This is a genomic window from Brevibacillus panacihumi W25 (assembly GCF_000503775.1).
Taxonomy (GTDB): Bacteria; Bacillota; Bacilli; order Brevibacillales; family Brevibacillaceae; genus Brevibacillus; species Brevibacillus panacihumi_A.
Window position 1 is genome coordinate 262481 of the sequence record NZ_KI629782.1, and the last position, 26352, is coordinate 288832.

A 26352-nucleotide genomic window follows, 5' to 3' on the forward strand; every position below is an offset into this window, starting at 1 on the left:
GTTTACTTCACACCTCCTGCCTGATTTACTTTGGCAATAGGCTGGTAATCTTCGCGCGCCCACTTGCGTTCCACCTGAACTCCCAATTGCGGATTGCGCTTGGCGTAACGCGGGTTGTACATCGGCAGCGGATTGATTCCGTCTTTTTCCAGAACCTCCATATATACCTTCGTCTGCTTGTAAGCAGGTGTTTGCGTACGTACGTCCACTGCATTTCCCGTCAAAATATTGATCGCATTTTCATGGCTGACGGAGTTCATTGGCACGTAGAGTTCCTTACCTTGAACACGGTCCGTGACCACTGCACGCAGCTTGATTGCTCCATACGGCGATACTAGGCGCACCAGGGAACCGTCTTTTACGCCGCGTTCTTTCGCGAGCTCTGGCGGTACCTCCACGAATACATCCGGCACCTTGTACTGGATGCCTTTCGACTTATTGGTCATATTTCCTTCGTGGAAATGCTCCAGCAAACGACCATTGTTTACGATCAGATCAAATTCCGGAGCGAATTCAACGGGCGGCACATACTCGACCAACGATAAGCGGGCACGTCCATCCGGGAATGTGAAACGCTCGGTGTACAGGAGCGGTTCGTCGGTGCCATCTGCTTTTACAGGCCATACCAGACTGTCCCAGCCTTCCAGACGATCGTAGGAGACCCCTGCAAAAATCGGGCTCAAGCTGGCGATCTCGTCCATGATATCTCCTGGATGGGTAAAGTTCCAATCTGCCCCCATCCGTCTGGCAATCTCCTGTACGATCCACCAGTCCGGCTTGGAGTCGCCAAGCGGCTCCCATACCTTGTTCAGGCGTTGAATGCGCCGCTCTGTATTGGTGAATGTTCCATCCTTTTCCAAAGACGGAGCAGCAGGCAAGATGACATCCGCGAATTGCGCCGTTTTTGTGAAAAAGACGTCCTGCACGACGAAGAAGTCGAGCCCGCCCAAGGTCTCTTGCACATGGTTGGAGTTGGAATCGACCCAAGCCATGTCCTCTCCGACCAGATACATTCCCTTCAGCTCGCCGCGTTCGGCTGCCTGAAGCATTTGGATATTGGTCCAGCCTGGAGTGCTTGGAATTTCTGTCCCGTAGGCTTTTTCAAACTTTTTGCGAGCGACATCATCACTGACATGCTGGTAGCCTGGCAGCCAGTTTGGCAGAGTTCCCATGTCGCAAGCGCCTTGTACGTTATTGTGTCCGCGCAGCGGGTATGCCCCCGTACCAGTGCGGCCGAAGTTGCCCGTCACGAGCAAGAGGTTGGCGATCGCCGCAGAAGTATGCGATCCTCCCGTATTCTGGGTTACGCCCATGCCCCAGAGCACGCAGGTGCCGCTTGCTTCATGAATCATTTTGGCGACCTCAATCAATTGCTCTTTGGAGATTCCGGTAACTTCCTCTGCGTAGTCCAGTGTGTATTTTTGCAGCATCTCACGGTATTCCGTGAAGAAATTGACGCGATCCTGGATAAATTTCTCGTCATGCCAGCCCTGATCGATCATGTACTTGGCGACAGCTGTCAGCCATACGTAGTCGGTCCCTTGTTTGGGATGGATATACAGGTCCGAGCGGTCTGCCATCTCATGCCTGCGCAGGTCGGAGACAATCAGTTTTTGCCCGTGCAGCTTTTTGGCGCGTTTTACACGAGTCGCCAGTACCGGATGGCCTTCCGTCGGGTTGGCTCCGATAATGATGACTAATCCTGCAGCTGCAATATCCTTGATCGTACCAGAGTCGCCGCCATAGCCCACTGTCGACATCAAACCGTCAGAAGCCGGAGACTGGCAATAACGGGAGCAGTTGTCCACATTATTGGTGCCGAAGACCTGACGAGCCAGCTTTTGCATGACGTATGCTTCTTCGTTGGTCGTCTTGGAGGAGCTGACAAAGCCAAGGGCATTGCCACCGTAAGTCTGCTTGATTTCCCCAAGTCTTTTGGCTACGAGATCGAGCGCCTCGTCCCAGGATGCAGGTACGAATTCGTCGCCTTTGCGAATCAAAGGTGTCGTCAAACGCTGATCACTGTTCACAAAATCCCAACCGAACTTGCCCTTTACACAGGTAGAGACCGCATTCACAGGTGCTTGTTCGCTTGGCTCAATTTTCAGGATATGGCGCCCCTTGGTCCATACTTCAAACGTACAGCCCACTCCGCAGAAGGTGCAGACGGTTTTGGTCTTCTCCGTTCGCGTCTCGCGCATCGCCGACTCGATTTCGGAGACTGCCATGATTCCGCTGTAGCCGGGCTCTACTTCTTTGACAAGATCAATCATCGGCGTCATCAGGTCTTTGCCGATTCCAGTCATGAAGCCAGCCTCGCCCAGCATGGATTTTTCCATCAAGGCATTGCACGGGCAAACGGTGACACATTGACCACAGGAGACGCAGGATGATTCGTTGATCGATTTGTTGTCATCCCACAGGACGCGAGGCTTTTCCCGCTCCCAGTCGATGGTAAGCGTCTCGTTCACCTGCAGATCCTGGCATACCTCTACGCACCGACCGCACAGAATGCATTGATCCGGGTCATAGCGGTAGAACGGATGTGACATGTCGACCTCATAGCCCTTTTCCTGGAAAGGACGAGATTGGTGCTCGATGTGAAGCATTTCCGTCGTGTTGTGTACACGGCAATTCCCGTTATTGTTGTCGCAAACGGTGCAATAGAGCATGTGGTTTTCCAGCACGCGATCCATCGCTTCCGTCTGTGCGGCGCGGGCTTTTTCGGAGGCCGTTTTGATCTCCATGCCCGCCTGAACGACCGTCGAGCAAGCGCGCATAATCTCGCCGTTGATCTCGCACATACAGGTGTCACAGGTCTGAATCGGTCCAAGGACCGGGGAATAACAAATATGCGGATGTTCGATTTCTTTTTGCAGCAAATAATCGAGCAGACGTGTGCCTTCTTCGATCTGATGCGCTTCTCCGTTCAATTGAACGCTAATCATGTTTTTCGTCGTCATGGCTCCTCCTTACAAACAAAACAATAAAAACCCACCACAAAACAACTGATGCAACAAGAAATCTTGTCGCTCAAGCCGTTTCATGGTGGGTTAACACTTAGCATTTACGTACCAGTTATCAATCCCGCCATTTGAAGCGAGTGGAAGCCAGGACGATGAAGGACGCAAGCGTCACTCAATCCATCTTTGAACTTCCATTCATAATTATATGATACCAGGAAAAAAAAGCAATAGTTCGACATGAAATCGTTTTCTTTCTTTTGACAGGGAAAGCCTGTTCCGATGGCGAAGTAGGGAACAGACTACTCTTAGAAAAGGTTGTGAATGACGATGGATTGTCTTTTTTGCAAAATCGTAGCGGGCGAAATTCCTTCGACCAAGGTGTATGAGGACGAGCATGTCCTCGCCTTCCATGACATCAACCCGATCGCACCCGTCCATGTGCTGATGATTCCCAAAAAGCATATCGCTTCTCTTTTGGAGATTCAGCCGGAGGACAAGGAATTAATCGGTCACCTCCACCTCTCCCTGCAGAAGGTAGCCGAAACCATGGAAGTGAAGGATCCCGGATTCCGCATTGTTACCAATATCGGAAAACACGGTCAGCAGACAGTCTTCCATCTGCATTACCATCTGATCGGCGGCAGACAGCTAAACTGGACGATGTAGCTTCGATTATCGTCCGTCCTTCTCCAGGATGTGCTTGGCTATCGCTTCCCCGTGAAAACGGCCGTTTTCGATAAAAATGGCGTTGGCACGATTTCCTGCGGCGACGACTCCCGCGATGTACAGGTTGGGGACATTGGTCTCCATCGTCTCGGGGTCATGCACAGGAATCCCCGTTTCCGGATCGGTCTGGACCCCCAGTGCATGGAGGAAGGTTCGATCCGGACGGAAGCCGATCAGGGCAAATACCATATCATTCTCCAGCGTCATGATCTCGTCGCCGCTCTTGACGCGAATCGTCTTCTCCTGGATCGAATCCACTGTAGATTGGTACATCACCTGAATGCGCCCCTTCTCTGCAAGGCTCTCAAAGACAGGACGAGTCCAAGCTTTGACCTTCTCGGACAGAGTTGCCCCACGGCAGATCACTGTCACGTCTGCACCTGCCCGCTCCAGCTCCATCGCTGCGTCGACCGCCGAGTTGTTTCCGCCTATCACAGCTACCTTCATGCCGCTGTATGGATGAGCTTCTTGATAGAAGGAAGAAACCTTGGGCAGTTCTTCGCCCGGCACCCCCAGCTTGTTGGGATGATCGAAGTAGCCAGTCGCAATCACCAGATTTCTGCAAACGTAAGAGTGCTCTTGCCCAAACCGATCTTTCGTCTGGACCTCATAGCCTTCTGCAATCGGCTTGGCTGAGATCACTGTTTCATAGACGTGGACCCGCAGTTGTTCGCGCGAGGCCACCAGTCGATAGTAATTCAACGCCTCTTGTCTTGTCGGCTTTTCATTGGCAGTAGCAAACGGCACATCCCCGATCTCCAGTCGTTCCGGCGTGCTGTGAAAAATCATGTAGGTAGGGTATCGGTAAATGGAGTGAACCAATGAGCCCTTCTCAATCACCAAAGGATTCAATCCGGCACGTTTGCATGAAATCGCCGCAGCCAGCCCGCATGGACCTGCCCCTACAATCAGTACATCATTCATTTCTCTTACTCCTCGTTTCTATCCATATCTTTTTCTTCTTTTATTCTACCATAAGCCTATGCTTCCCAAAGAGTTCCAGAAAAATGGCAATAAATCACCAATGAAAGGTCTTTTCACTCTCCTTATACTTGGTAGTATGATGAAAAAACAAAATCTACATATGTGGTCTCTCTCCCTCTTGATGCTGGCCTATAGCCTATCCCTTGCCATCGGGGTACCGGCTTCGACGGCATCAACGCTTAACCTGCGCGATATTGCCAACAGCTATGCAGTGAGTCAGATCCGCTCGCTGAACGAAGCTGGCATCATTTCCGGCGACGAGAATGGGTATTTTCACCCCACGCGACCTGTCACACGCGCTGAGTTCGTCGCCATGCTGAACCGGACGATTGGAATCAAGCCGGTCGCAAGCAATACAGCGTCTTACACCGATGTGCCGAAAAGCTCATGGGCCTATGGGGACATCCAAGCGGCCGCAGCCCTGGAACTGGTAAATGGAACGAGCAGCCGCACATTCTCCCCTGTCCGCACGATTACACGCGAGGAAGCTGCAGCGATGCTGGTACGTGCGCTCAAGGAGAAATCCGTCACGAATGCCTCCCTGTCCTTGAAAGACGTCCAAGCCATCTCCACATGGGCGCTCCCCTCCGTGCGCGATGCTGTGCACAGCGGCTGGCTAACCGGTTACAATGGATATTTTCGTCCAAAAGACGCGCTCTCCCGCGAGGAAACGGCTGTCATTTTGTATCGGATTCACAATCTTCTCAAGTCTCATCCTGTTTCTGCAAAGCCTTTGGTGTCCTTGGGCTGGCAGTATCAATCCACAACCGCAGAGTTCATCAACCAGGTAAAGAATTCCTCGGTCAATACCTTGTCGCCGCGCTGGTTCTTCCTGCAAAAAGATGGCTCGATTAGCGATACGACAGATGCCTCCTTGGTCACCTGGGCGAAAAAGAATGGAAAACAGGTTTGGCCGCTCTTTGGCAACCGATTTGATTCCGCTACCACGCATGCCGTTCTCACCGATCCGGCGAAGCGAAAAGCCCTTGTGCAGACCTTGACCGGATATGTGCAAAAATATCAGCTAGACGGAGTGAATGTTGATTTCGAATCGTTCTCCCCGTCAGACCGCGATTTTTTCACGTTGTTCATCAAGGAGCTGACAGCAGCACTGCATCAAAAGGGGGCTGTCGTCTCCGTCGATGTTCCACCTGACACAGGCTCGGACTGGAGCGATCCTTTTGATTATGGAAAACTCGCGGAATACGCCGACTACATCGTCCTGATGGCCTATGAGGAGCACTGGGTCGGCAGTCAAATGGCAGGTTCGGTTGCATCTCTGCCCTGGTTCAAGAATACGATTGCCAATTTACTCGATGAAGTCCCGTCCGAACGCCTGATCGTCGGAATGCCGCTCTATACCCGTGATTGGTACAAGGCTCAAGGAGGTATGCAATCTACCGATCTCAGTATTCCAGACTCCTACGGCTTGCTATCCCGCTATGGAGGGAGCACTAAATGGGACGCAAATCTTGGCCAATACGTCTCTTATTACAATAAAGGAGGAGTGACTCATACCATCTGGTTGGAGGAGAGCCGTTCATTGGGATTAAAAGCAAAAGCAAGCCTCGATTATCATGTAGGGGGTTTTGCTTACTGGTACATCGGTTCAGAATCGCCAGATGTTTGGTCCGCCATCAACAATTCCATTTTGTTAAAGCAAACACGAAAACGCTTATAAAGAAAAGCCACGCTGCAAATGAACTTGCAGACGTGGCTTTTTTCACCTTTTAGCACACCTTTTGAAGCAGCTTCCCCCTCAATTTGGTCAGCATATCTTCTGTCATCTTGTCCAAATCGTATTTCGTGGCAAAGCCCCATTCTTCTCTGGCCGCCGACGCATCGATCGAATCCGGCCAACTATCTGCGATCGCTTGACGCACGGGATCCACCTGATAGGACAAGGTAAAGTCCGGCAGATGCTTGCGGATTGCAGCTGCCACCTGCTCCGGTTCGATGCTCATCGCTGTCACGTTAAAGGCGTTGCGATGCTTCAGCCTTGCCCCGTCCGCTTCCATCAAGTCGATGATGGCGTTCAGCGCATCCGGCATGTACATCATGTCCATGTAGGTGCCTTTCGCAATATAGGAGGTGTAGCTGCCTTCCAGAATCGCCTGGTAGTAGATGTCCACGGCATAGTCGGTCGTACCGCCCCCGGGAGGTGTTACATAGGAAATCAATCCGGGGAATCGGACACCTCGAGTATCTACGCCGAATTTATGGTAATAGTAGTCGCACAAAAGCTCTCCCGCCACCTTGTTGACGCCATACATCGTAGTCGGTCTTTGAATCGTTTCTTGCGGCGTCTGGACTTTAGGTGTTGACGGTCCAAAAGCACCGATCGAGCTTGGCGTGAAAAACTGGCAAGAAAGCTCGCGTGCCGCCTCCAGCGCGTTGACTAGTCCGCCCATGTTGAGATTCCAGGCCAAGAGCGGTTTGGCCTCAGCGGTCGCCGACAGCAGCGCTGCCAGGTGCATAATCGTATCAACCTGATGAGACTTTGCCAGCTCGAGCATACGCTTCGCATCGGTCACGTCTAGTATTTCAAAGGGGCCTGATTCCACTACCGGGCTGTTGTCTGCTTTGCGGATGTCTGTCGCGACGACAGCTTCGGCACCGTAAAGCTCGCGGAGCCTCATAACCAGCTCAGAGCCGATTTGTCCCAATGCACCGGTTACCAGGATTTTTTTCATTTCAGAATCCCCATTTCCGTCCCTACTTTTTCATAGATCGACAGGGCACGATCCAGCATCTCGCGGGTATGAGCCGCCGTAGGCATATTCCGCACACGCCCTGTTCCCCTGGGCACCGTCGGGAAGACGATTGCTTTCGCGTAGACGCCTTCCTCATACAGGCGCTTGCTGAATTCTTGTGTCTTTTGCTCGTCGCCAATAATGCAAGGCGTGATCGGTGTTTCACTGTTGCCGATCTCGAAGCCCAGTTCCTTGAGTCCTTTTTTCAGATAATCGCCGTTCGCCCACAGTTTGTCATGCAGCTCCGTACTGTTCTGCAAGATGTCGATGGCAGTGATGCAAGCCGCGACATCAGCAGGAGTCAGGGCCGTAGAGAACAGGAAGGGACGGCTGCGAACCTTGAGCCAATCGATCAGCTGCTGACGGCCGGCCACATAGCCTCCGACTACCCCGATCGCTTTGGACAAGGTGCCGATCTGAAAATCGACTTTGTCAGAGAGACCAAAATGCTTGACAGTTCCTGCACCTTTTCCCAATACCCCGGAGCCGTGCGCGTCATCGACGTATGTCATCAGGTCGAATTCTTCTGCGACCTCGACGATTTCCGGCAGCTTGGCGATGTCGCCGTCCATCGAAAAAACACCATCGGTGATGACCATCAGTTTTTTATATTTTCCGGACGCCTTTGCTTCCTTGGCCTTCTGGCGCAAGTCATCAATGTCCGAGTGATTGTATCGAATGATCTGCGCCCGCGAAAGCCGGCAGCCGTCAATGATCGAAGCATGGTTCCATTCATCGGAGAGAATCGCGTCTTCTTTGTCCATCACGGCAGAGATCGCTGCCATGTTGCAGTTGAAACCGGACTGATACGCGATGGCGGCTTCGGTCTGCTTGAAGCTTGCAATCTTCTCCTCCAGCTTTACGTGAAGCTCCAAGGTACCGTTGATGGTACGGACAGCGCCTGCCCCTACCCCGTATTTTTGTGCTGCCGCGATCGCCGCATCGATCAGCCGCTGATCCGTAGCCAAACCGAGATAGTTGTTGGAGGACAGGTTGATCAGTTCTTTTCCACCGATCGTGATCATCGGACCATTTGCACTTTGCAATGGATCAATCACATTGTAAAGTCCCTTGCTTTTGAGATCCGATAGATTTTCACTCAAGAAATGCTCCAAGGTTTTGCTCGCCATTTGTAGATCCCTCCGACCATTTATCACTTGTCACGCACATGTGTCCTTGTGGAATAGACATTATAAAAATCAATAAACTCTCTTATACCAAGGATTTTATGATTATAAAGTATCACCTTTTCTTGGCAATGTCCATATGAGAAAGACATAAAATCAAAAAATTTTCTTGTCATTTCCGAGTCGACGAATCTCCTCAGGCACTTACCAATCACTTCTTTTTTTGATAGAATATATGTTCGTATCGTGAAAATTTGAGTGATAGGTGGTGTAAAGATGTGTCCGTACCGAAACAGCGTGATGCGCGCAAGCTCTTGCAAACGATAAACGAATATCCCTGGTACGTGGAGAAGTTCATTGAACATAAAAAAACCAAGAAAAACTCCCCTTCTACCCTGCTCGGTTACTTGCGAGATATCGCCTTCTTCTTTCGCTGGATGATGGCAGAAGGGCTGACTTCCGCCACCGAGATGAAGCAATTGCCGTTATCCGACTTGAACGAGCTGAAAAAAGAGACCGTGGAAAGCTACATTCTCTATTTACAGGAGTCACATCTCTATGAGCGATCGGTGCTGCTGACCAACCCCACTCGCAGCTCCCGCAAGGAGTACAGCGACCGGACGATCAACCGAAAAGTCTCCAGTCTCAAATCGTTGTTTCATTATTTATCAGCACTGGCTGAGGACGAGCATGGTGAATCCTACCTAACTCGCAATGTGCTGGCAAAAATCGAGCTGGAAATGACAGAGATGACCCCGCTGGCACGCGCCCATGCGATCCGGGCAAAAATCTTGATCGATGAAGAAATTTATCAGTTCGTTGACTTCGTCCATACGGGCTTCCTCGCCCACTGTGACACCTTGAAAAAGCAGCAGTACCACTTGAAAAATCGAGACCGGGATACTGCGTTGGTCGCGATGATCCTATCAGGCGGTTTTCGCGTGTCTGAGGTCGTCAGTCTCAATCTGTCGGATCTGGTCATGGAGAAAAACCAAATCAAACTGGTGCGGAAGGGAAAGAAAGAAGACGCCCCCTTTTTCAGTGATTGGGGGAAGGATTATCTGGCAAAATACCTGCAAGCCCGTGATTCCTACAACCCTCCAGCATACGAAGACGCAGTCTTTCTGGCAGTCTCGCCAGGAAAGCCGGAGGGACACCGCATCGATGTACGCTCCGTGCAAAAACTGGTAAAAAAATATGCCAAAGCATTTGGCATCCCCGATTTGTCCGTGCATAAGCTGCGACACAGTTTTGCTACGCAGTTTCTTCGGCTCAATCCAGATCCTCATCAACTGCAAGCACAGCTCGGACACTCTAAAATCGAGACGACCATGCAGTACGCCCATGTCCTGGAGGATGCCTTGAGCAAAGCTGTCAATCGTACGACATAGCTGTTTTTTTATCTTTCCACATACCCGACAAAAATACCCGGCTGACGACCAGCCGGGTTCTTTGTTCAAGCACGATTCATTTGTTCTTTTTCCTGTAGCCGCAATTCCACTCTCCTGATTTTCCCAGAAGTGGTTTTCGGCAAGTCTTCCACGAACTCGATTTTTCGCGGGTATTTGTAAGGAGCAGTCAAATGCTTGACATGCTCTTTCAATTCTTCTGCCAGTGAATCCGAAGGGGTGTTCCCTTTTTTCAAGACTACGAATGCTTTTACGACATGCCCGCGCTCCGGATCAGGGCTGGCTACAGCTGCACACTCGGCGACAGCCGGGTGTTTGACCAAGGCATCCTCTACCTCGAAGGGACCAATTGTGTAGCCTCCTGAGATAATGATGTCGTCCGAACGTCCTTCAAACCAAATGTAGCCATCATCGTCCATTCTCCCTTGGTCCCCGGTAACGTACCACTCCCCTCGGAACGCTTTGGCTGTCCGATCGGGATCATTCAGATACCCTTTAAACAACGCGACCATTTCTTTATGGATCGCAATATCCCCTACCTTGCCTACAGGAAGCTCGCTTCCCTCTTCGTCTACGATGGCTACCCGAACTACCGGGGAAGGTCGTCCCATCGAGCCCGGCTTCGGCTCCACTCCGACGAAGGTCCCGACCAGTAAGGTGTTTTCTGTCTGCCCATAACCATCCCGAACCGTCAAGTTAAAGACCCGTCTAAACGTGTCGATGACTTCCCGATTCAATGGCTCACCAGCCGAGCAGGTGGAGCGCAAGGCTTGCAACGTATAGCTTTCCAGGTCTGGAGCTTTTGCCATCATTCTGTACTCTGTCGGTGTGGCGCACAAGACGGAGATCGGATATTTCGCCAGAATGGACAGATAGGTATCAGCACTGAACCTGCCCTTGTATACAAATGCTGTGGCGCCCAAGCCAAGAGTGGAGACGAATGGGCTCCAGATCCATTTGGCCCAGCCCGGACCCGCTGTGGCCCAGACTACGTCTTTTTCCTGAACATCCAGCCATTGCTTTGCCGCTACTGACAAATGGGCCAATGGCCACCCGGCAACGTGCATGACGCCTTTTGGCCCGCCAGTCGTTCCGGAGGTGTAAGACAAAAATGCCAAATCATCAGAGCTTGTTTGTACACAGGCAAACTCGTCAGCCTGGTCTTGAATCAGCAGATCAAGGGAGATCCAGCCATCTGCCCGATCTCCAAGCGTGATAAAATGCCGGAGGGTCTTGCAACGATTCCGCAACGGCTCTACTTCTCCCGTCATGCCGTCAAAACAAATGACAGCAGAGGCAAGTGCGTGATCGATGCGATATTCAATATCCTTTTGACGAAGCATTTCCGATCCCGGCAAGATGACGGCACCCAACTTCAATAATGCAAGGTACAAGCCATACGCTTCAATCCCGCGCTTAACGAGAACCATCACCTTATCTCCCTGTCCGATGCCAATAGATTGCAGCCCATTGGCGATCCGATTGGAAAAACGACGCAATTGGTCATAGCTGAGGATTTGCTCCGCTCCACTCTCGTCCAGTTCCCATACGGCACGTTTGTCAGGATGATTCAGCGCATACTGATCTACTTGTGCAGCAAAATTATAGAACTTTGGCATGTTCAGCTCCAAACGATACACCTCCAACTTTTAACTATACAGAAATTAATATTCGACATTTTCGGAAAATATCCTTTTCGAAAACAAGCTTTTTTCCGCATAGCAACAAATGGCAAGGCGTTTTTGTGAAACTAAATGAGAGGAAGAGCGTCATAATGATATAGAAAAAGTTCAATAAGGATGAAAAGCCCCCATGCAGCAGCATGAGAGCTTTCCTGGGTGCTTAGATGACGCGCTTGATTTTTACCACGCGTTTTTCCCAATTCGTTCCGAAGAATTTGGAATATGTCACTCCTGGACTTCCGTATGTATGCAGGATTTTTCCATCGCCTGCATAGATGGCAACATGGGTGATCCGGTCAGAAGCATTTTTGGCAGAAGACTTCATGAAGATCAGGTCGCCCTTTTGCAAATCCTTTTTGGAGACCGTTTTTCCGACGGTAGATTGTTGACGGGAGTCGCGCGGCAACGTGATTCCCGCCTCCTTAAAGACGCGCTGCGTAAACGATGAGCAATCGAAGGTTTTGGTCGTATTTTTGCTGGAGCCAAACTTATACTTCGTTCCCATGTACTTTTCGCCATTGGCAATCACTTTGTTGGCAATTGCGGAAGAAGAAGATTCGGATTTATTCGACGAATCGCTCGTCTTGTCGCTGCTTGCATCCTCAATCACCCGACGGGCACCCACAAATTTCTTTTCATACTCAGAGAATTTTTTCAGTACCACTCCACCTTCGCCCTGCGAAGAGTAGACAAACTGATTATTCCCGATATAAATCCCCATAAAATTCAGACTGCCTTTTCCACTAGAAGCAAAGAAGACCAGGTCGCCGGCTTGCAGATCTTTTTGTGCAACCTTCTGGCCCGTCTTATACAAAGCCGAGATGGTGCTGCCAATCTTAATTCCTGCCTGTTTGTATACATAAGTCGCCAAATTCGCAGAACCAAAAGCATTAGGGCCATCTGCCTGGAATTTATACGCTTTGCCTACCAGTTGTTTTGCATCTTTTGCGATCTCGGTCACATCGACTGATTTTGGTGTACTAGCGGCCGCGTATCCTACTTGACCACCCATTAACAGGGACGTACTCAGCATGACTGCTACTGTTGACTTCATTACCCAATCTCGTTTCGTCACTTTCTTTTCCTCCTTGTCATGTCGTGGAACCCTCTGTGGGGTACATGGACAGGTTACCGCATAAGGAAACAGGAGGATAAGACCGTAAAATTTACCAATATTGGATTTAGGATCATGGAACTACTAACAAAACCCAGCCCAAAGTATGCCATATCTGTTTTTTAGACCAAAAGTACCAATTCACCAAAAATGGTTTTTTTCACTTTATTTGAACATGAAAAAACCAGTATCTGCATAGAACTAACAGATGCTGGTTTTCGCAAAGCCAGATGCCAAGCGGGATTTAACGCAGGCGAGCTGTAAATTCTCCCCACTTTTCCTCGCCCCAGTAGAGACTGAAATGATCCCCATCGTGTACAGGTCCCACCCCGGCCGGTGTTCCGGTGTAGATGATATCTCCTTGATCCAACCCAAAATGCTCAGTCGTATATTGAATGATCGTCATCAGGTCGAAGATGACATCGCGGATATTGCCACGTTGCACCTGTTCCCCGTTTTTCAACATGGAAAAGTCGGTTTGCGCCAGTGCTCTTTCTCCTGGAAACGGATGAAAAGGCGTCAGAATCGCGGCGTTTTTAAAGCCCTTCGCCAACAGCCACGGATGACCGTTCTTTTTCAGGACAGTTTGCACATCCCGCAAAGTCAAGTCGACTCCCAATGCCATCTCGTCCACGATCTCGTCCAGGGTCATCCCTGGCTTGTAGGCACGCCCGATATGTACTACTAATTCCGCTTCGTAATGGATCTCTCCACGATTTCCGGGAAAATCGATTTCCTGTCCGGCTGCTTCAACCAACGAACGTGTCGGCTTGTCAAACAGCATAGGGGATGTTGGGACATCGTTGCCAAGCTCTTCTGCATGCAAGCGGTAGTTGCGTCCTACGCAAAAAATATTCTGGATCTGCTTCATTCTGTCCTCTCCTAACTATACAGCTATGACGGCTGTTGTCTTTTTCCATCTGTTTTTACTATATCATGGGTAATCAGATCATGACAGGGGATTGGATTAGCCTTCAGGTGCAGGACCCGAATATCGATGCCACAGCTGGAGATTCCCCCTCGCTTCCACCTCAAATACTGTGTCACAAATCCCTTCCATCACTTGCTCCAGGTCGGCTTCTTCCGGTGTCGGATACGAAAAGGCATAGCAGATCTTCGCTTGCTCATCCGTAGATTCGTACCTGATTGAATAAAAATTCGGCCACAATTCCAACGCTTGCTTGCGCGACAAGAGGGTCGCCTCCAAAGGAAACAAACCGTCCCATTCCGACTTTTGATACGTAGAGGTAACTTCCACGCAAAATGCTTCGGCTTCCTCGTCGATGCGCTTGAAAACAACCTGATCCTCCCGGTAGAAACCGTATCCGGATGGCAGTGTATCCGCTAAAGAAAAACCGATACCGATTGGCAAATCGTTCGGTTTTAAGGCGTGGATGAGTCTTCCTGGCAAAAGGTAATGTCCCTCCTGTTGGAATGAGAGGAATTCGCCCAGCACTGCTACTGTCTGTTGGTTACTTTCGCTCGTCGTGACTTGTACGTACATGATCGGTGCACCTCCATCCTCAACAGTATGGTCACATTGACTTGACTCAAAACACTCTGATCAGACTGTTGTGGAGGGGAGGAAAAAGAGAAAAACGCTCAGGCGGGTTGGGATCTTTGCTGGTGGTCATCCCTGGCCGCCTCCCGCTCCAAAGGCGGAACCGCGGCCAAAAGCAGCCGACTTCGAAGAAGTCATTCAAGGTTGGCCGCTGAATACGTGTTCCGCCTTTTCCGTTCCGGCTTGGTCAAGATCCCAAATGCCTTCGCTTTTTTTCTCTTTTTCCTTCAGCCAACACTTCTTATTAAATTGCTGCCCTATCTGAGGGTTTCTCATGGTGTTTTGATAATAAAAAACTGCCCCTTATTTTCAGGGGCAGTCCTTCATCTCTCACTGGCTATTCTTGTTATTCGTTTTCCTTATTGAGTACATGGTGAAAAGCCTTCAAGAAATTCTCTGGCGGATGCGCCCCGGACAGGGCAAGCTTCCCGTCAAAGACAAAGAACGGCACGCCGGTAATCTGGTTATCTCTGGCGAATGCGATGTCCGCATTGATTTCATCTGTATGTCGTTCGTTTTCGATCGCATCGCGGATTTGCTCTCGGTCAAGGCCCAGTTCTTCTGCCAGCCCGAGCAGAACCTGCAGATCGCCGATGTCTTTCCCATCTTCAAAGTAAGCTTTGTATATGGCATCCACGACCCTTTCCGCGTCACCACTTGGCACACTTTTGATGAACTGATGGGACGCCAAGGTATTCGGCATTTTTTCAACCTTATCAAAACGAAACGGCAGATTAGCCGCTTCTCCAGCGCGCGTGACCTGGCTCAACATTTGCTGCACCATTTCCGGACTTCCTTTGGAGGCCATTACCTCTAGGAATGGCTTGCCTTCCCTGGGAAGGTCCGGGAACAGCTGGTAGGCACGGTATTGGATATGGATCGGCTCTCCTGTCCATTGGGCAATGGCATCAGACAAGTTCTTTTTCCCAATCCGGCACCACGGACAAACCATGTCCTGAAAAATCTCGATTTGCATGGGTAGACCCCCTTCGTTGTCGCTATTCTTTTGCTATTGTACCCGATGCATGCTGCTTGTGCATCGCCCTTTTGCTGTTGTGGACACTTTGAGGCGGACGAATGTGTTTTGAGGTACACAATAGAAAAAACCCAGCCAAAAAGCTGGGTTACCGAATTCATATGGTGCGGTCGAGAGGACTTGAACCTCCACGGTGTTGCCACCACTAGAACCTGAATCTAGCGCGTCTGCCAATTCCGCCACGACCGCATTCGTGGTGCCGGCGATAGGACTTGAACCCACAACCCCCTGATTACAAGTCAGGTGCTCTACCAATTGAGCTACACCGGCTTATTGAGAGAAAAGAATGGCGGAGCTGACGGGACTCGAACCCGCGACCTCCGGTGTGACAGACCGGCGTGAACTCCAACTTCACCACAGCTCCATGCTTTTTCACTCTCCCAGCAAAACTCTCGTGCTGGGGACTTCTGTAATATAGCATGATTTGATATAAAATTGCAATGCTTTTTTTACTTCGATATCGTTCTTTTTTCTCATAGATTTATGTGGAAAAATCAGCTAGAATTTTAGATAGATTTGCAGAATTTAGTAGAATGGTGGAGTCGAACGATGAGACAAACTTCGCGAGTAATCACCTTCCTTGCTCTCTTTGCTTTACTTCCTTCTGCTGCACAAGCGGCTTCCTATACATATGTGGTTTCTGCAGGAGATACGCTAAGCAAAATTGCAAGGGAACACCAGATAACCGTCGATGATATCATGCAGCAAAACCAGCTTTCCTCTGATCGGCTTGCGATTGGGCAAACGTTAACCATCTCTGGTGAACGAGCAACCTACGTGTCCACGGCAGCTGTGCCGTCTGAGGAGAGCAACAGAGAAGCAGATTCGATCCCCTCGGAAAACGCAGATCGCTCCATCGGGCAAAAAGCTCGTGTCGTCGCTGATGTATTGCGTGTCAGACAAGCCCCTTCCATGGAAGGCGATCTTCTCGGCAAATTGTATTACGGCAACCAGGTCGAACTGCTCGAGCACGGCACTGAGTGGTCCAAAATTCGTTATGATCAGGACGTGGCCTATGTAGCAAGTGAATATTTGAGCCTGAAGAATCAGGACTCTGATGATGTGACTGATCCCGACGACATCAAGCGGCTCGAGGATCTTGAAAAACTCGTAGCTCCGTTGCTTGGAACAACCTATGTGCTCGGCGGCACTACGCCAGACGGGTTTGACTGCAGCGGCTTTACGTCTTATGTATTCGATAAGCTGGGCGTTACGCTTCCCCGTACCTCTGAAGAGCAATTTCTTGGTGGAGTTTCCGTTTCTTTGGACGAAGCGAAGCCAGGCGATCTGTTGTTCTACGATGCTTTGAACAAAGGACGTGTCTCTCACGTAGCCATTTACCTTGGCAACGACCGAATTGTCCATGCCAATGGGGATGATGTTCGTTACGGCAAAATGGAGTACATGCATAAGCTCTATCCGTTTTATGGCGTCAAACGCTATCTAACTTTTGAGTAATTCACACGAAAAATAAAGCCCACGTACTGACAATGATTGAACTGCACCCCGTCAAGTAGACAGTACAAATAAGTAAAAGTTTTAAGCGGCCTTAGTTCTGAATTCCGTGGGACTGAGGCCGTTTAACTTTGCCTGTAATCGCTCGTTATTGTAAAAGTGGATATAGGTATCGATGTCCTTCTTCAACTCTTCAAACGAGTTGTATGTAGTCAGGTAATACATCTCGCATTTCAAGGTTCCCCAGAAAGATTCCATTGGTCCGTTGTCAATGCAACGGCCAACACGTGACATGCTTTGGGTAATGTTTGCTTTGTCCAGTTTCCTCTTAAAAGCCGTCGAGGTGTATTGAAACCCCCGGTCACTGTGAAGCATAGGAGTAGCGCCCGGCGTAGCCTCAAGCGCCTGGTCCAGCGTTTTAAATACGAGTTTGTTGTTGTTCGAATGCCCGAGCACATAGGAAATAATGTTGTTGCTATGGAGGTCCAGGATGGCGCTGAGGTAAGCTTTCTGACTATGTCCATATTTGAACTCCGTTACATCGGTCAGCCACTTCTCATTGGGCGCTTCAGCATGGAACTTGCGGCCTAGCAAGTTCTCGGCAATATGCTGTGGAGCGGAACGCGGGTATTGCTTTTTCTTCCTACGGATTACCGACTGGATCCCTGCGAGGGTCATGAGCCGCCGAATTCGTTTGTGATTAATGGGTTTGCCTGTTTGACGACGGAGCTGGACAGTGTGCCGCCGGTAGCCGTAGATGCCGCGCACCTGCTCATGAAGGGTCAGCATGTCCTTCGTCAGTTGCTCGTTTTCTTGTTCCTGCGGGCTGGGTTTGTGGTTTACCCACTTGTAATAACTGGAGCGCTGAATCTGTGCAACCTCACACAACAACTGCACGCTAAACCCTTGTTCTTCATGTACCGCTTGTATGGCCACATACACATGCCTCCGTCGATGTCTGCTCAAACTCGCCTCCTTTGAATTTCCTTCAACTTTTTTAGAAACGCATTCTCCGCTCTAAGCCGTTCATTTTCATATTCGAGCTTCTTCATCTCCAGCTTGTGACGCTCGGCCTCGGTTAACTCCTCAGACGCTTTCTTCCGTCCTCGCCCGTCCTGAAGCGCATCTTGTCCGCCGTTCTCGTACTTCTTGACCCACTGGTACACTTGGTTGTAGGAAACATTAAACTGCGCTGCTGTTTTCCCATAGTTGCGCTTATGTGCCATACAGTAAAGCACGATATCAATTCGTTCCTGCCACGTAGTAGAACGTCCTTTGGTCATAGCCGATGCTCCCTCGTTAACCGATTTAAAGCTGCTATGACTATTATACTTGGCAATCCAGCTTCTGAGCTGAGTTCGGCTTGCAATTTTGTATGTATCGATGAGTTCATATTGTGAATACTTCCCCGACAAATAATCTTGAACCGCTTGAAGCTTTAATTCAGGGGAATACCGGTTATTCTTGATTCGGATTTCTAACCCTTCCATTCCGTACAATTCATACTGATGCCGCCAAGCTCGCAAGGTCTTCTTATGGAGATTGTACTTGTGGGCGACTTCCACCAGAGTGCCCCCACCTGTTTTCAACTCCTCCAAAATCGCCAATTTCTCCGCGCCACTATACTCATTCTTCTTAGCCAAAAGAAATACTCCCCTCCAAGTAGTAGGTTTGTTTTTTAAACCTGTCTACTTAAAGGGGAGCATATCAGATCAGCATGTGGGCTTTTCCTTTGTCTAATTGCGTTGCTGCTGTGATTCAGAATGGGAGTTTTGGTTGAACGAAATCTCCATATTGCCGAGCGCTTCTTTCATTTTGTCCAGTTGCTGCTGATAGTCACGCACGACCACGGTGAGAACACTCACCGATTCCTTGAAGTCTGGTTCACCACTAACCTTGTCTATGGCTCTATGTAAATGCATCATTTTGTTTTCGGTTTCTCTGAGCCGATCTAATAATTGTAAACCATTCATTTCGATCACCTCACTTTTTCTTTTACTTTCCCCGCCAAACAAGGTCCCTATGCGTACAAAAAACGTCCGAATGCATTCGGACGTCGTTTGGTCGTGCTGATCTGTCAGCGAGCATCAGCTAGAGACAAGAAAGTCTCGATATCTTTTTTAATCAATGCCAGCGAGCTACGCCAGAAGTCCACCGAACGCACATCGACATCCATGATGGCCGCTACATCCGCCACGCTTTTCTTGCCTGTCACGGACAACAGCTCATCATACTGCTTGACGAATGCCTCTGGCCGCTTCTGGTATTCCGCGTACAATCCCTTGGCGAACAGCAATCCAAAAGCGTACGGGAAGTTGTAATAGTTGTAGTCCGCACTGTAGTAATGCGGCTTGCACAGCCACATGTACGGATGCAGGTACTGATGATCGAGCCCTTCTCCATACGCGTCTTTTTGTGCTTGCAGCATCAGGGCATTCAGCTCTTTCACTGAGAGTGAACCCTCCTGCCTGCGGGCAAACAAGGCCGATTCAAACAAGAAGCGGCTGTAGATGTCGACGATGACTTGACCGGCACCCGAGATGTCGTTTTCCAAAATCGCAAACGCCTCTTCCGGTGTCGCTTCTTTCAATGCGGCATCGGCAATAATCGTCTCGCACAGGATCGAAGCTGTCTCCGCAATGGGCATCGGATAATCGCTGTTTAAAAACGCTTCATCCACCAGGCACTCTCCGTGATAGCCATGTCCCAGTTCATGCGCCAATGTGCTCACGTCGTTGAAGCTTCCTGTAAAGTTCGCCATAATCCGGCTTTCCTTGACTACGTGCAGATTGTCGCAGAACGCCCCGCCCCGCTTCCCTTCCCGGATCTCCGCGTCGATCCAGCGATTGTCAAACGCTCGGGCAGCATATTGAGACAGCTTGTCGCTGAAGCTGGCAAAATGCTTGACGATAAAATCGCGGGCTTCCTGGTACGTAAAGCGCATGTCCGCTTCACCGACAGGGGCGAAGAGATCGTAGAAGGGCAATCCATTCGCATGACCCAACAGCTCCGCCTTTTTCCGATAGTAACGCTGGAAAGCGGGCAAGCTTTCACGCATGGCAGTCAACATAGCATCCAGCGTCTCTTTATCCATCCGGGAGTCCTTCAGCGTTTTCTCCAGAGCGGATTCATAGCCGCGGAGCTTGGATACGGTAATGACTTCACCCTTGATTCCGTTAAGGGCAGCAGCTACGGCGTCATCTACTTTCTTGTACGCTTCCAGTTCCGCTTCATAAGCGTCTTTGCGCACCTGCGCGTCCTTTTCAAACGCCATGTTGCGGACTACAGGGAGCGGCAGTTGCTTTTTCTCGCCATCCACCACAATATCCACCAGCAGATTGGCGGTCAAGCTTTCCTGCAGTTTGGTCCAGGCATTGGAGCCCGTGTTTTTCATCTTGGCGACAATGATTTCTTCCTTCTCGCTCAGCATATACTTGCTTTCCTCTGCCGTCTCCTCGAGGAAAAAGCGATGCTCTTCCAACAGGTCGGACTTGCTGATCAACTCGCCCAACTGCTCCAGTGTGCCGATCCATTTTTGAAACTGAACGCTTGGCTCTACCTTTTCGACGGCGAGCTCCTGGATGCGCTCCGAGAGCTGCAAAGCCTGTTCATTTCTGGCATCTACACTGGCAGTCAATTCAGCAAAGCTGTACAGCCGATACTGTTTCTGCAGGATCGACGTCAACTGTGTAATGTAGGACTCCATTTTGGAAACCGCATTTTCAGTTGAATGCAAATGTTCATTGGCCCATTTTTTCAAGTCCTGGATCTGCTGCACGAGCTCTTCCCAATCCCGTTTGCATTCCGGTGAATCGAAGGATGTATACAAAACATCCAAGTCCCAACGCATATTCATGCATTTTGCCCCCTTCTCAAATTACCCACTCTCCTATTGTAAAAAAAATTGGATAGATTGAGCAAGATTTACCAACGAAAAGATCCCTGCTATTTTGCTGCAGGGATCTTTCTCTACGTAATCGAGTATCAAATCACACTTTGACGGGCTGCGTCAGGAACGTAAGGGCTGAGAGGGCAAACAGCTGGGTAGACTCGACTAGCTGTGCGATATCCACATACTCATCCGCGTGATGCGGGATGTGTCGATCTCCTGCTCCCGTCGTCAGGATGGGGATGCCAGCCTTGTGCAAAAAGGTTCCGTCCGTAGCCCCTGGCACACCGTTGTACACGGGCTCTTTTCCCGTCAATTCACGGTAGGAGCTGGCAACTGCCTTCACCACTTCCTCTTCCATAGCAGTCAGCGTCCACGGCCGTTCCTCGATGACTTCCAGCGTTGCCCGGAACTTGTCGTCCTCTTGCCCGAGTCTTTGCAAGATGGCCTGCATTTCAGCTTGCAGCACATCGTGATGTTGTCCAGGGACCGTACGGATATCGAGAGTGGTCATGCACTGATCAGGCACGACATTAATCTGGGGATCGCCCTTGACCGGAGCCTGCAAAATCGTCGGCGTGATACTTGGCCATCCCAGCATCGGATGTTCTCCCAGACGAGCCATCTCCTTGCGCTCCAGCTCTTCCAGCTCGAGGATTGCTCGTGCCATGCGCGTATTGGGATTGATGCCGGTAAGCGGCATGGCACCATGAGCCATTTTTCCAAAGGTTCGCAATATCGCACGCATCGCACCCTTCTGTGTAATGCAGAGCTGATTTTCCTCCGGTTCGCAGATAATGGCCGCATCCACCTGATCTGCCCAGCCTCTGCGGATGAAGTCCTTGATCCCGATCATCATCCCCTCTTCGTCGCAGGGAATACAGAGCAAAATTTTGCCCGTAAATGGCTGCTTGGAGCGTTGGATCGCTTTGACCGCGCATATCGCAGCCGCCAGATTCCCTTTGGTATCGCAGGAGCCGCGGCCGTAAATGCGCCCGTTGGCAATCGTTGCGCCAAATGGATCGTAGCTCCAAACCTCACGATCTCCTTCTGTCACTACATCAGTGTGGGCCTCAAAGAGGAGTGTCTTACCAGGTCTTCCGGAGTCATAGATCGCAATCACGTTGGGACGGCCGGGAACGACCTCCTCATAATAGACCTCCATGCCCATGTTTCGCAGGTGATCGGCGACGAACAAGGCCACTCGCTCCTCGTTGCCCCCCGGCTGATCCGGACGGTAGACGCTGGGAATCCGGACCAACTCCTGGGTCAAACGTACCACCTCTTGCTCATCCACAAAAGAAATGACCTGGTTCATCTGCACATCTCCTCTCATCTGTTTCGATCTCGATAAGCCGGAATGCCCCCCGCTCGCTCTGCGTGCTTGACTGCCGAGAGGACGGCTTCTGCAAGAACTTCCGCCGATAAGGCTCCGATCAAATCGACAGAAGTCTGAATCCCTCCTGTCGCCACCGCAAAAATGGTGTCCCCGTCGTGCATGGTATGGATGGGGCGTATCGTCCGGGCCAAACCATCATGCGCCATCTGAGCCACTTTGTTTGCCTCTGCCTTGGTGAGGTTTGCGTTGCTTGCGACAATGGCAATCGTTGTATTGGTCCCGGGCGGTATCGGTGAAAAGGAGTGTGTCGTCATCAGCTCTACACTGTCCATAATGTCACCGTGCTCATCTCGCGGTCCTGCCAGTATCTCGGATGTTTTCGGATCAAAAACGTGGCCGACTGCATTCACCGCCACCATCGCACCGACGACGAGACCATTTGCCAAGCAGCGCGAGGAAGAGCCAAGGCCGCCTTTCATGGACTGTGCAAAGCCGTTCAGTTTGCCTACGGTCGCACCTGTCCCTGCCCCAACATTGCCCTGCTGCACAGCATCCCGACTCGCACGATTGCATGCCTCATATCCCATGCTTCGATCAGGTCGAACCCGCGGATTGCCAATAGACAGATCAAACAGCACTGCCGCTGGGACGATGGGAACGATGCCGAAGGCGACATCGAGTCCCCGTCCTTGTTCTTCCAGCCATTGCATGACCCCTGTGGCCGCATCCAGACCGTAGGCGCTGCCGCCTGACAAGCAGATTCCATGCACGACACTGACGAGATTGACGGGATTCAACAGGTCCGTCTCGCGTGTACCAGGGGCGGAACCCCTGACATCCACGCCGCATACGGAAGGCTGCTCCAGCAAAAGGACACTGCATCCCGTCAGCGCTTCCTGATCTTGTGCATGCCCTACCAGGACGCCAGGCACATCTACGATCGTTCCAGTCATTTCGTAACACTCACCCCGAAATCTTTGATTTTTGTTTTCCTGCTTTCACCAGATTTTTCCATGCAGCCACAACCGCCAGCGTCACGATCACCGAGACGATGGCCTCAGGCAACCCGCTCGTCAGTGCTACCGTAGCCGCTACCCCAAACGTCATGTAACCGCGAATGACAGCCATCCCCAGAACTAGGATGGTATTGGTCATCGCTCCGATAAAGCCTGCGGCTCCGATCGCGAAGTATTCGTTGATGTTTTTGAGGCCGACATACGTGAAGTACGCGGTCACGCCGATAAACAGACGCGGAAGGATGGCTACCAACGGATCTTTGAACAAGGGAACTGTAGCATTCAAGAAGGAAGATACACCAAAAATAAGACCAATGATCATGCCTACGCCCCAGCCTTCCATAATGCCGCCAATAACCACAGGAATGTGCATGATCGTCGCATTTCCCGCAGCAGTCGGAACCGGAATGTAGCCGAGACGCGTGACACCCAGCAGGATCGCGATTGCTCCCAAGACACCTGCTATAACGATTCTACGTACCGTCAAGCCTTTTTCCATGCCATACTCCTCCTCTACGATCTTTCTATTTGGAATGCCCGTCAAAGGGCGGATTCCCAGTACGGAATTACCAAGGAATGTAGAGCATGATGACGGAAATGAAGATGCTGATGATGAGTGCGGCATAGTCCTTTCCATTGGCTTTGTAATGGGTATACTGCGTCCGCGAAGCTCCCGGCATATAGCATCGGGCTTCCATCGCCAAGATCAGATCCTCTGCGCGTGCCAACGCGACATTAAACAACGGAATGATGATCGGAAGCATGTCTTTGGTCCGCCGAATAATCCGCCACCATTCCCCCGTCCCAAAATCTGCACCGCGGGAAGCCTGGGCTTTCATCATTTTTTCCATCTCCATGGCGAAGGTTGGCACGAAGCGAATCGCTATTGTGATGATGAGCGCGAAGGCGTGAACAGGGAATTTCACCTTTTGCAGCGGTCCCAGCAGTCTTTCCATGCCATGGGTCAATTCCGTCGTCGAAGTGCTGAGCGTCAGAACGCTGGAGAGGAAAATGACCTCCACAAAACGCATCGCGGAGACCAGGACCAGCCGGACGCTTTCGCTTGATATCGTAACAAAGCCATATTGGAAATAAACGGTCCCTCCACGCGCAATCTCTCCATAAAACAGCAATTGCAGCGTCGCCAGGATGATAATGAACGGAATCGCCGGTTTCACTCCCGATAGACCGTAATGAAGCGGGATCTTGGAGACCCAAAACATCGCGATGCAGATCGCCAGAGCAAACAAATTCCCGACATACGTACCGCAAATGGCGATCGCCAGGATCATGATCACAAAAGCGGCAAGCTTGAAGCGCGGATCGAGCCGATGCACCACGGAGTCCGTGGGCAGATATTGACCAATCGTAATATTGCGCGACAACTCGAATTCTGCTGACATCATGCTCCCTCCCTAGCGTTTGATCAGGTTCAAGATCTCGGCGGCAGCCTCTTCAGGCAAAAAAGACCCGGTATCTACGGCGTATCCTTGTTCAAGCAATTGGTACAGGATGTCCACAGCTTCCGGTGTCCCGATATGATGTTCCTGCAGCAGTGACGAGTTGCCAAATATGTGCCGCGGCGTACCTTCGCAAGCAATTTGTCCGTTTGCCATGACATAAACTCGCTGGGCCAGCCGGGCGACCTCCTCCATGTTGTGCGAGACGAAAATGACCGTCAGTCCCTCCTCCTGATTCAGCCGACGGATGCGCTGCAGCAGTTCATTGCGGGAGCGAGGGTCAAGACCAGCCGTAGGTTCGTCGAGCACGAGCACATGCGGACGCAGCGCGAGCACGCCCGCCAAGGCTACCTTGCGCTTCTGGCCACCGCTCAAGGCAAATGTCGGCCGATCTTTCATCTCGTCAAACGACAGTCCGACCAGCTCCATCGCCCACTCTACTCGTTCCTTCACTTCCGCAATCGGAAGTCCCATCTTAAAAGGACCATAGGCAATATCATCTCCAACCAGCTTTTCAAACAACTGGTCCTCCGGATTTTGAAACACAAGCCCTACCTGGCGCCGCAGCAGTCGAACATCCACCTTCGGATCGGAGACGTCCAGACCGTTGACGATCACTTTTCCTGACTGCGGTCTCATTAGCCCGTTCAAATGCTGGATCAGGGTCGATTTGCCAGAACCGGTGTGTCCAATGATGGCGATGCACTCTCCCCGTTCAACCTGGATGCTCACCCGATCCAGTGCCTGGTGTGCGAGAGGGGTTCCCTGCATATAGACATGCGACAAATCCGTTACATCTACGATGGGACTGGTCATGTACCGCTCGCCTCCGCTTGTTTGATCACATGACGATTTACTTCCTCGACCACTTCCTCGTTGACGATCAGGTTGGGAGAAAAAGGTTCCCACTCTTGATGAACCAAGGCAGCTATGCGGCTTGCGTCCGGAACATCCAAGTGCAGCTCTCGCAATCTCTGCTGATGGGCAAATACTTCTCTGGGCGTTCCCTGCAACACGATTTGGCCTGCTTCCATAACGACGACCCGATCCGCTTCCGCTACTTCAGACATGTGATGCGTCACTGTCACGATCGTCATGCCCTCTCGATGGAGTTTGCGAATGACCGCGAGAATATCCTGCCTTCCGTAGCTGTCCAGCATGCTGGTCGCCTCGTCCAAAACAATGCATTGCGGCCTCATCGCCAGGATTCCCGCGATGGCGATTCGCTGCTTTTGCCCCCCGGACAAGTGATGGGGAGGCCGATGGCGAAACGCACTCATGCCTACCGCCTCCAAAGAGGCATCGATCCGCTCTCTCATCTCGTGAGCGGCGATCCCGATATTCTCCAGCCCGAAAGCCACATCATCCTCAACTATCGTTGCAACGATCTGATTGTCCGGGTGTTGAAAGACCATTCCTACCTGGCTTCTGACCTCATAGATGCGCTCACGGTCACGCGTGTTGATTTGGTTTACGTAGACATCACCCGTTTTTGGAGTCAGGATGCCGTTCAAATGTTTGGACAGCGTCGATTTGCCCGAACCATTATGACCGATGATCGCCAGGTACTCGCCGGGATAGACATCTAGCGATACATTTTGCAAGACGGGAATCTGTTGATCCTGGTTTACCTTGTAGGAAAAAGAGACGTTCTCAACTCGAATGATGGGGTGATCGGCAGTCATTGGCTCCCCCTCCTTCACAGATTTCACGTTGCGCATAGTATATGTTTTCAATTTTCAGTAAATTATATTCATGGAGACTGTCTGGATATCACTCCCTCTCCTAGTTCGTCCGAACCTTTTCGGGAAATGGGGCAAGTGGACAGCTTTCAA

The 26352-nt window shown here is 50.8% G+C and carries 23 protein-coding genes and 3 tRNA genes; 4 read left to right on the forward strand and 22 right to left on the reverse strand.

Features of this window, described 5'->3' with window-relative positions; genetic code table 11:
- Window positions 1-2 precede the first annotated feature (2 nt).
- Window positions 3-2963 (reverse strand): formate dehydrogenase subunit alpha, encoded by a 2961-nt coding sequence (gene fdhF / locus T458_RS30690; RefSeq protein ID WP_023554308.1) that lies wholly within the window; start codon window positions 2961-2963, stop codon window positions 3-5.
- A gap of 330 nt (window positions 2964-3293) precedes the next feature.
- On the opposite strand from fdhF, the gene T458_RS30695 reads away from it, so the two are divergent.
- Window positions 3294-3632, forward strand: coding sequence for a histidine triad nucleotide-binding protein (locus tag T458_RS30695; protein WP_023554309.1), 339 nt, complete (start codon window positions 3294-3296; stop codon window positions 3630-3632).
- A gap of 6 nt (window positions 3633-3638) precedes the next feature.
- Here T458_RS30695 and T458_RS30700 read toward each other — a convergent pair whose 3' ends face one another.
- Window positions 3639-4616, reverse strand: coding sequence for a YpdA family putative bacillithiol disulfide reductase (locus T458_RS30700; RefSeq protein ID WP_023554310.1), 978 nt, complete (start codon window positions 4614-4616; stop codon window positions 3639-3641).
- A 139-nt stretch (window positions 4617-4755) separates the two neighbouring features.
- Here T458_RS30700 and T458_RS30705 point away from each other — a divergent pair, with 139 nt between their 5' ends.
- Window positions 4756-6357, forward strand: a complete 1602-nt coding sequence (locus T458_RS30705) for an S-layer homology domain-containing protein (protein WP_023554311.1) — start codon at window positions 4756-4758, stop codon at window positions 6355-6357.
- Between the two features lie 49 nt (window positions 6358-6406).
- On the opposite strand, the gene T458_RS30710 is transcribed toward T458_RS30705, so the two are convergent.
- Window positions 6407-7369 (reverse strand): L-threonine 3-dehydrogenase, encoded by a 963-nt coding sequence (locus T458_RS30710; protein ID WP_023554312.1) that lies wholly within the window; start codon window positions 7367-7369, stop codon window positions 6407-6409.
- On the reverse strand, window positions 7366-8559 hold the full coding sequence (locus T458_RS30715; protein ID WP_023554313.1) for a glycine C-acetyltransferase: 1194 nt from the start codon (window positions 8557-8559) through the stop codon (window positions 7366-7368). Before T458_RS30715 ends, T458_RS30710 begins: the two co-directional genes overlap by 4 nt.
- Before the next feature lie 275 nt (window positions 8560-8834).
- Here T458_RS30715 and xerS point away from each other — a divergent pair, with 275 nt between their 5' ends.
- The gene (gene xerS / locus T458_RS30720) at window positions 8835-9947 is read left to right on the forward strand and encodes a tyrosine recombinase XerS (RefSeq protein ID WP_023554314.1); all 1113 of its coding nucleotides are present in this window, start codon (window positions 8835-8837) and stop codon (window positions 9945-9947) included.
- Between the two features lie 65 nt (window positions 9948-10012).
- On the opposite strand, the gene T458_RS30725 is transcribed toward xerS, so the two are convergent.
- From T458_RS30725 to T458_RS30760, 8 genes are all read right to left on the reverse strand, one after another.
- Window positions 10013-11596, reverse strand: coding sequence for an acetate--CoA ligase (locus T458_RS30725; protein ID WP_023554315.1), 1584 nt, complete (start codon window positions 11594-11596; stop codon window positions 10013-10015).
- A 211-nt stretch (window positions 11597-11807) separates the two neighbouring features.
- Entirely contained in the window at window positions 11808-12722 is a 915-nt protein-coding gene (locus tag T458_RS30730; RefSeq protein WP_023554316.1) for a C40 family peptidase, read from the reverse strand.
- A 283-nt stretch (window positions 12723-13005) separates the two neighbouring features.
- The gene (locus tag T458_RS30735; RefSeq protein WP_023554317.1) at window positions 13006-13632 is read right to left on the reverse strand and encodes a fumarylacetoacetate hydrolase family protein; all 627 of its coding nucleotides are present in this window, start codon (window positions 13630-13632) and stop codon (window positions 13006-13008) included.
- A gap of 96 nt (window positions 13633-13728) precedes the next feature.
- Window positions 13729-14265 carry a hypothetical protein gene (locus T458_RS30740; protein WP_023554318.1) on the reverse strand — a complete coding sequence of 179 codons (537 nt, stop codon included), beginning with the start codon at window positions 14263-14265 and terminating at the stop codon, window positions 13729-13731.
- Window positions 14266-14668: 403 nt separating this feature from the next.
- Window positions 14669-15298, reverse strand: coding sequence for a DsbA family oxidoreductase (locus T458_RS30745; RefSeq protein WP_023554320.1), 630 nt, complete (start codon window positions 15296-15298; stop codon window positions 14669-14671).
- A 162-nt stretch (window positions 15299-15460) separates the two neighbouring features.
- Window positions 15461-15547: transfer RNA gene (locus T458_RS30750), tRNA-Leu, on the reverse strand.
- A 5-nt stretch (window positions 15548-15552) separates the two neighbouring features.
- Window positions 15553-15628 (reverse strand) — tRNA-Thr (locus T458_RS30755).
- Between the two features lie 17 nt (window positions 15629-15645).
- A tRNA-Asp gene (locus T458_RS30760) sits at window positions 15646-15722 on the reverse strand.
- A gap of 185 nt (window positions 15723-15907) precedes the next feature.
- Between T458_RS30760 and T458_RS30765 the strand changes: the two genes are divergently transcribed.
- Window positions 15908-16816, forward strand: a complete 909-nt coding sequence (locus T458_RS30765; RefSeq protein ID WP_023554321.1) for a C40 family peptidase — start codon at window positions 15908-15910, stop codon at window positions 16814-16816.
- 81 nt (window positions 16817-16897) lie between these two features.
- Here the strand turns inward: T458_RS30765 and T458_RS0128245 are convergent, their stop codons facing one another.
- The 10 genes from T458_RS0128245 to T458_RS30805 form a co-directional block, all read right to left on the reverse strand.
- Complete coding sequence (locus tag T458_RS0128245; protein WP_084567900.1) at window positions 16898-17779, reverse strand: IS3 family transposase; 882 nt, start codon at window positions 17777-17779, stop codon at window positions 16898-16900.
- Window positions 17776-18456 carry a helix-turn-helix domain-containing protein gene (locus tag T458_RS0128250; protein ID WP_031305320.1) on the reverse strand — a complete coding sequence of 227 codons (681 nt, stop codon included), beginning with the start codon at window positions 18454-18456 and terminating at the stop codon, window positions 17776-17778. Before T458_RS0128250 ends, T458_RS0128245 begins: the two co-directional genes overlap by 4 nt.
- Window positions 18457-18549: 93 nt before the next feature.
- On the reverse strand, window positions 18550-18786 hold the full coding sequence (locus tag T458_RS30770) for a hypothetical protein (RefSeq protein ID WP_023554322.1): 237 nt from the start codon (window positions 18784-18786) through the stop codon (window positions 18550-18552).
- 104 nt (window positions 18787-18890) lie between these two features.
- Window positions 18891-20669 (reverse strand): M3 family oligoendopeptidase, encoded by a 1779-nt coding sequence (locus T458_RS30775; protein WP_023554323.1) that lies wholly within the window; start codon window positions 20667-20669, stop codon window positions 18891-18893.
- 133 nt (window positions 20670-20802) lie between these two features.
- Window positions 20803-22020 carry a M20 family metallopeptidase gene (locus T458_RS30780; protein ID WP_023554324.1) on the reverse strand — a complete coding sequence of 406 codons (1218 nt, stop codon included), beginning with the start codon at window positions 22018-22020 and terminating at the stop codon, window positions 20803-20805.
- Between the two features lie 14 nt (window positions 22021-22034).
- Window positions 22035-22994 carry a P1 family peptidase gene (locus tag T458_RS30785; protein WP_023554325.1) on the reverse strand — a complete coding sequence of 320 codons (960 nt, stop codon included), beginning with the start codon at window positions 22992-22994 and terminating at the stop codon, window positions 22035-22037.
- Between the two features lie 10 nt (window positions 22995-23004).
- Window positions 23005-23556, reverse strand: a complete 552-nt coding sequence (locus T458_RS30790; RefSeq protein WP_023554326.1) for an ECF transporter S component — start codon at window positions 23554-23556, stop codon at window positions 23005-23007.
- 67 nt (window positions 23557-23623) lie between these two features.
- Window positions 23624-24460: an energy-coupling factor transporter transmembrane component T family protein gene (locus tag T458_RS30795; protein WP_023554327.1), complete on the reverse strand. Its 837-nt coding sequence runs from the start codon at window positions 24458-24460 to the stop codon at window positions 23624-23626.
- Window positions 24461-24472: 12 nt separating this feature from the next.
- The gene (locus T458_RS30800; protein ID WP_023554328.1) at window positions 24473-25333 is read right to left on the reverse strand and encodes an energy-coupling factor transporter ATPase; all 861 of its coding nucleotides are present in this window, start codon (window positions 25331-25333) and stop codon (window positions 24473-24475) included.
- On the reverse strand, window positions 25330-26202 hold the full coding sequence (locus tag T458_RS30805) for an energy-coupling factor transporter ATPase (protein ID WP_023554329.1): 873 nt from the start codon (window positions 26200-26202) through the stop codon (window positions 25330-25332). Before T458_RS30805 ends, T458_RS30800 begins: the two co-directional genes overlap by 4 nt.
- Between the last annotated feature and the right edge of the window lie 150 nt (window positions 26203-26352).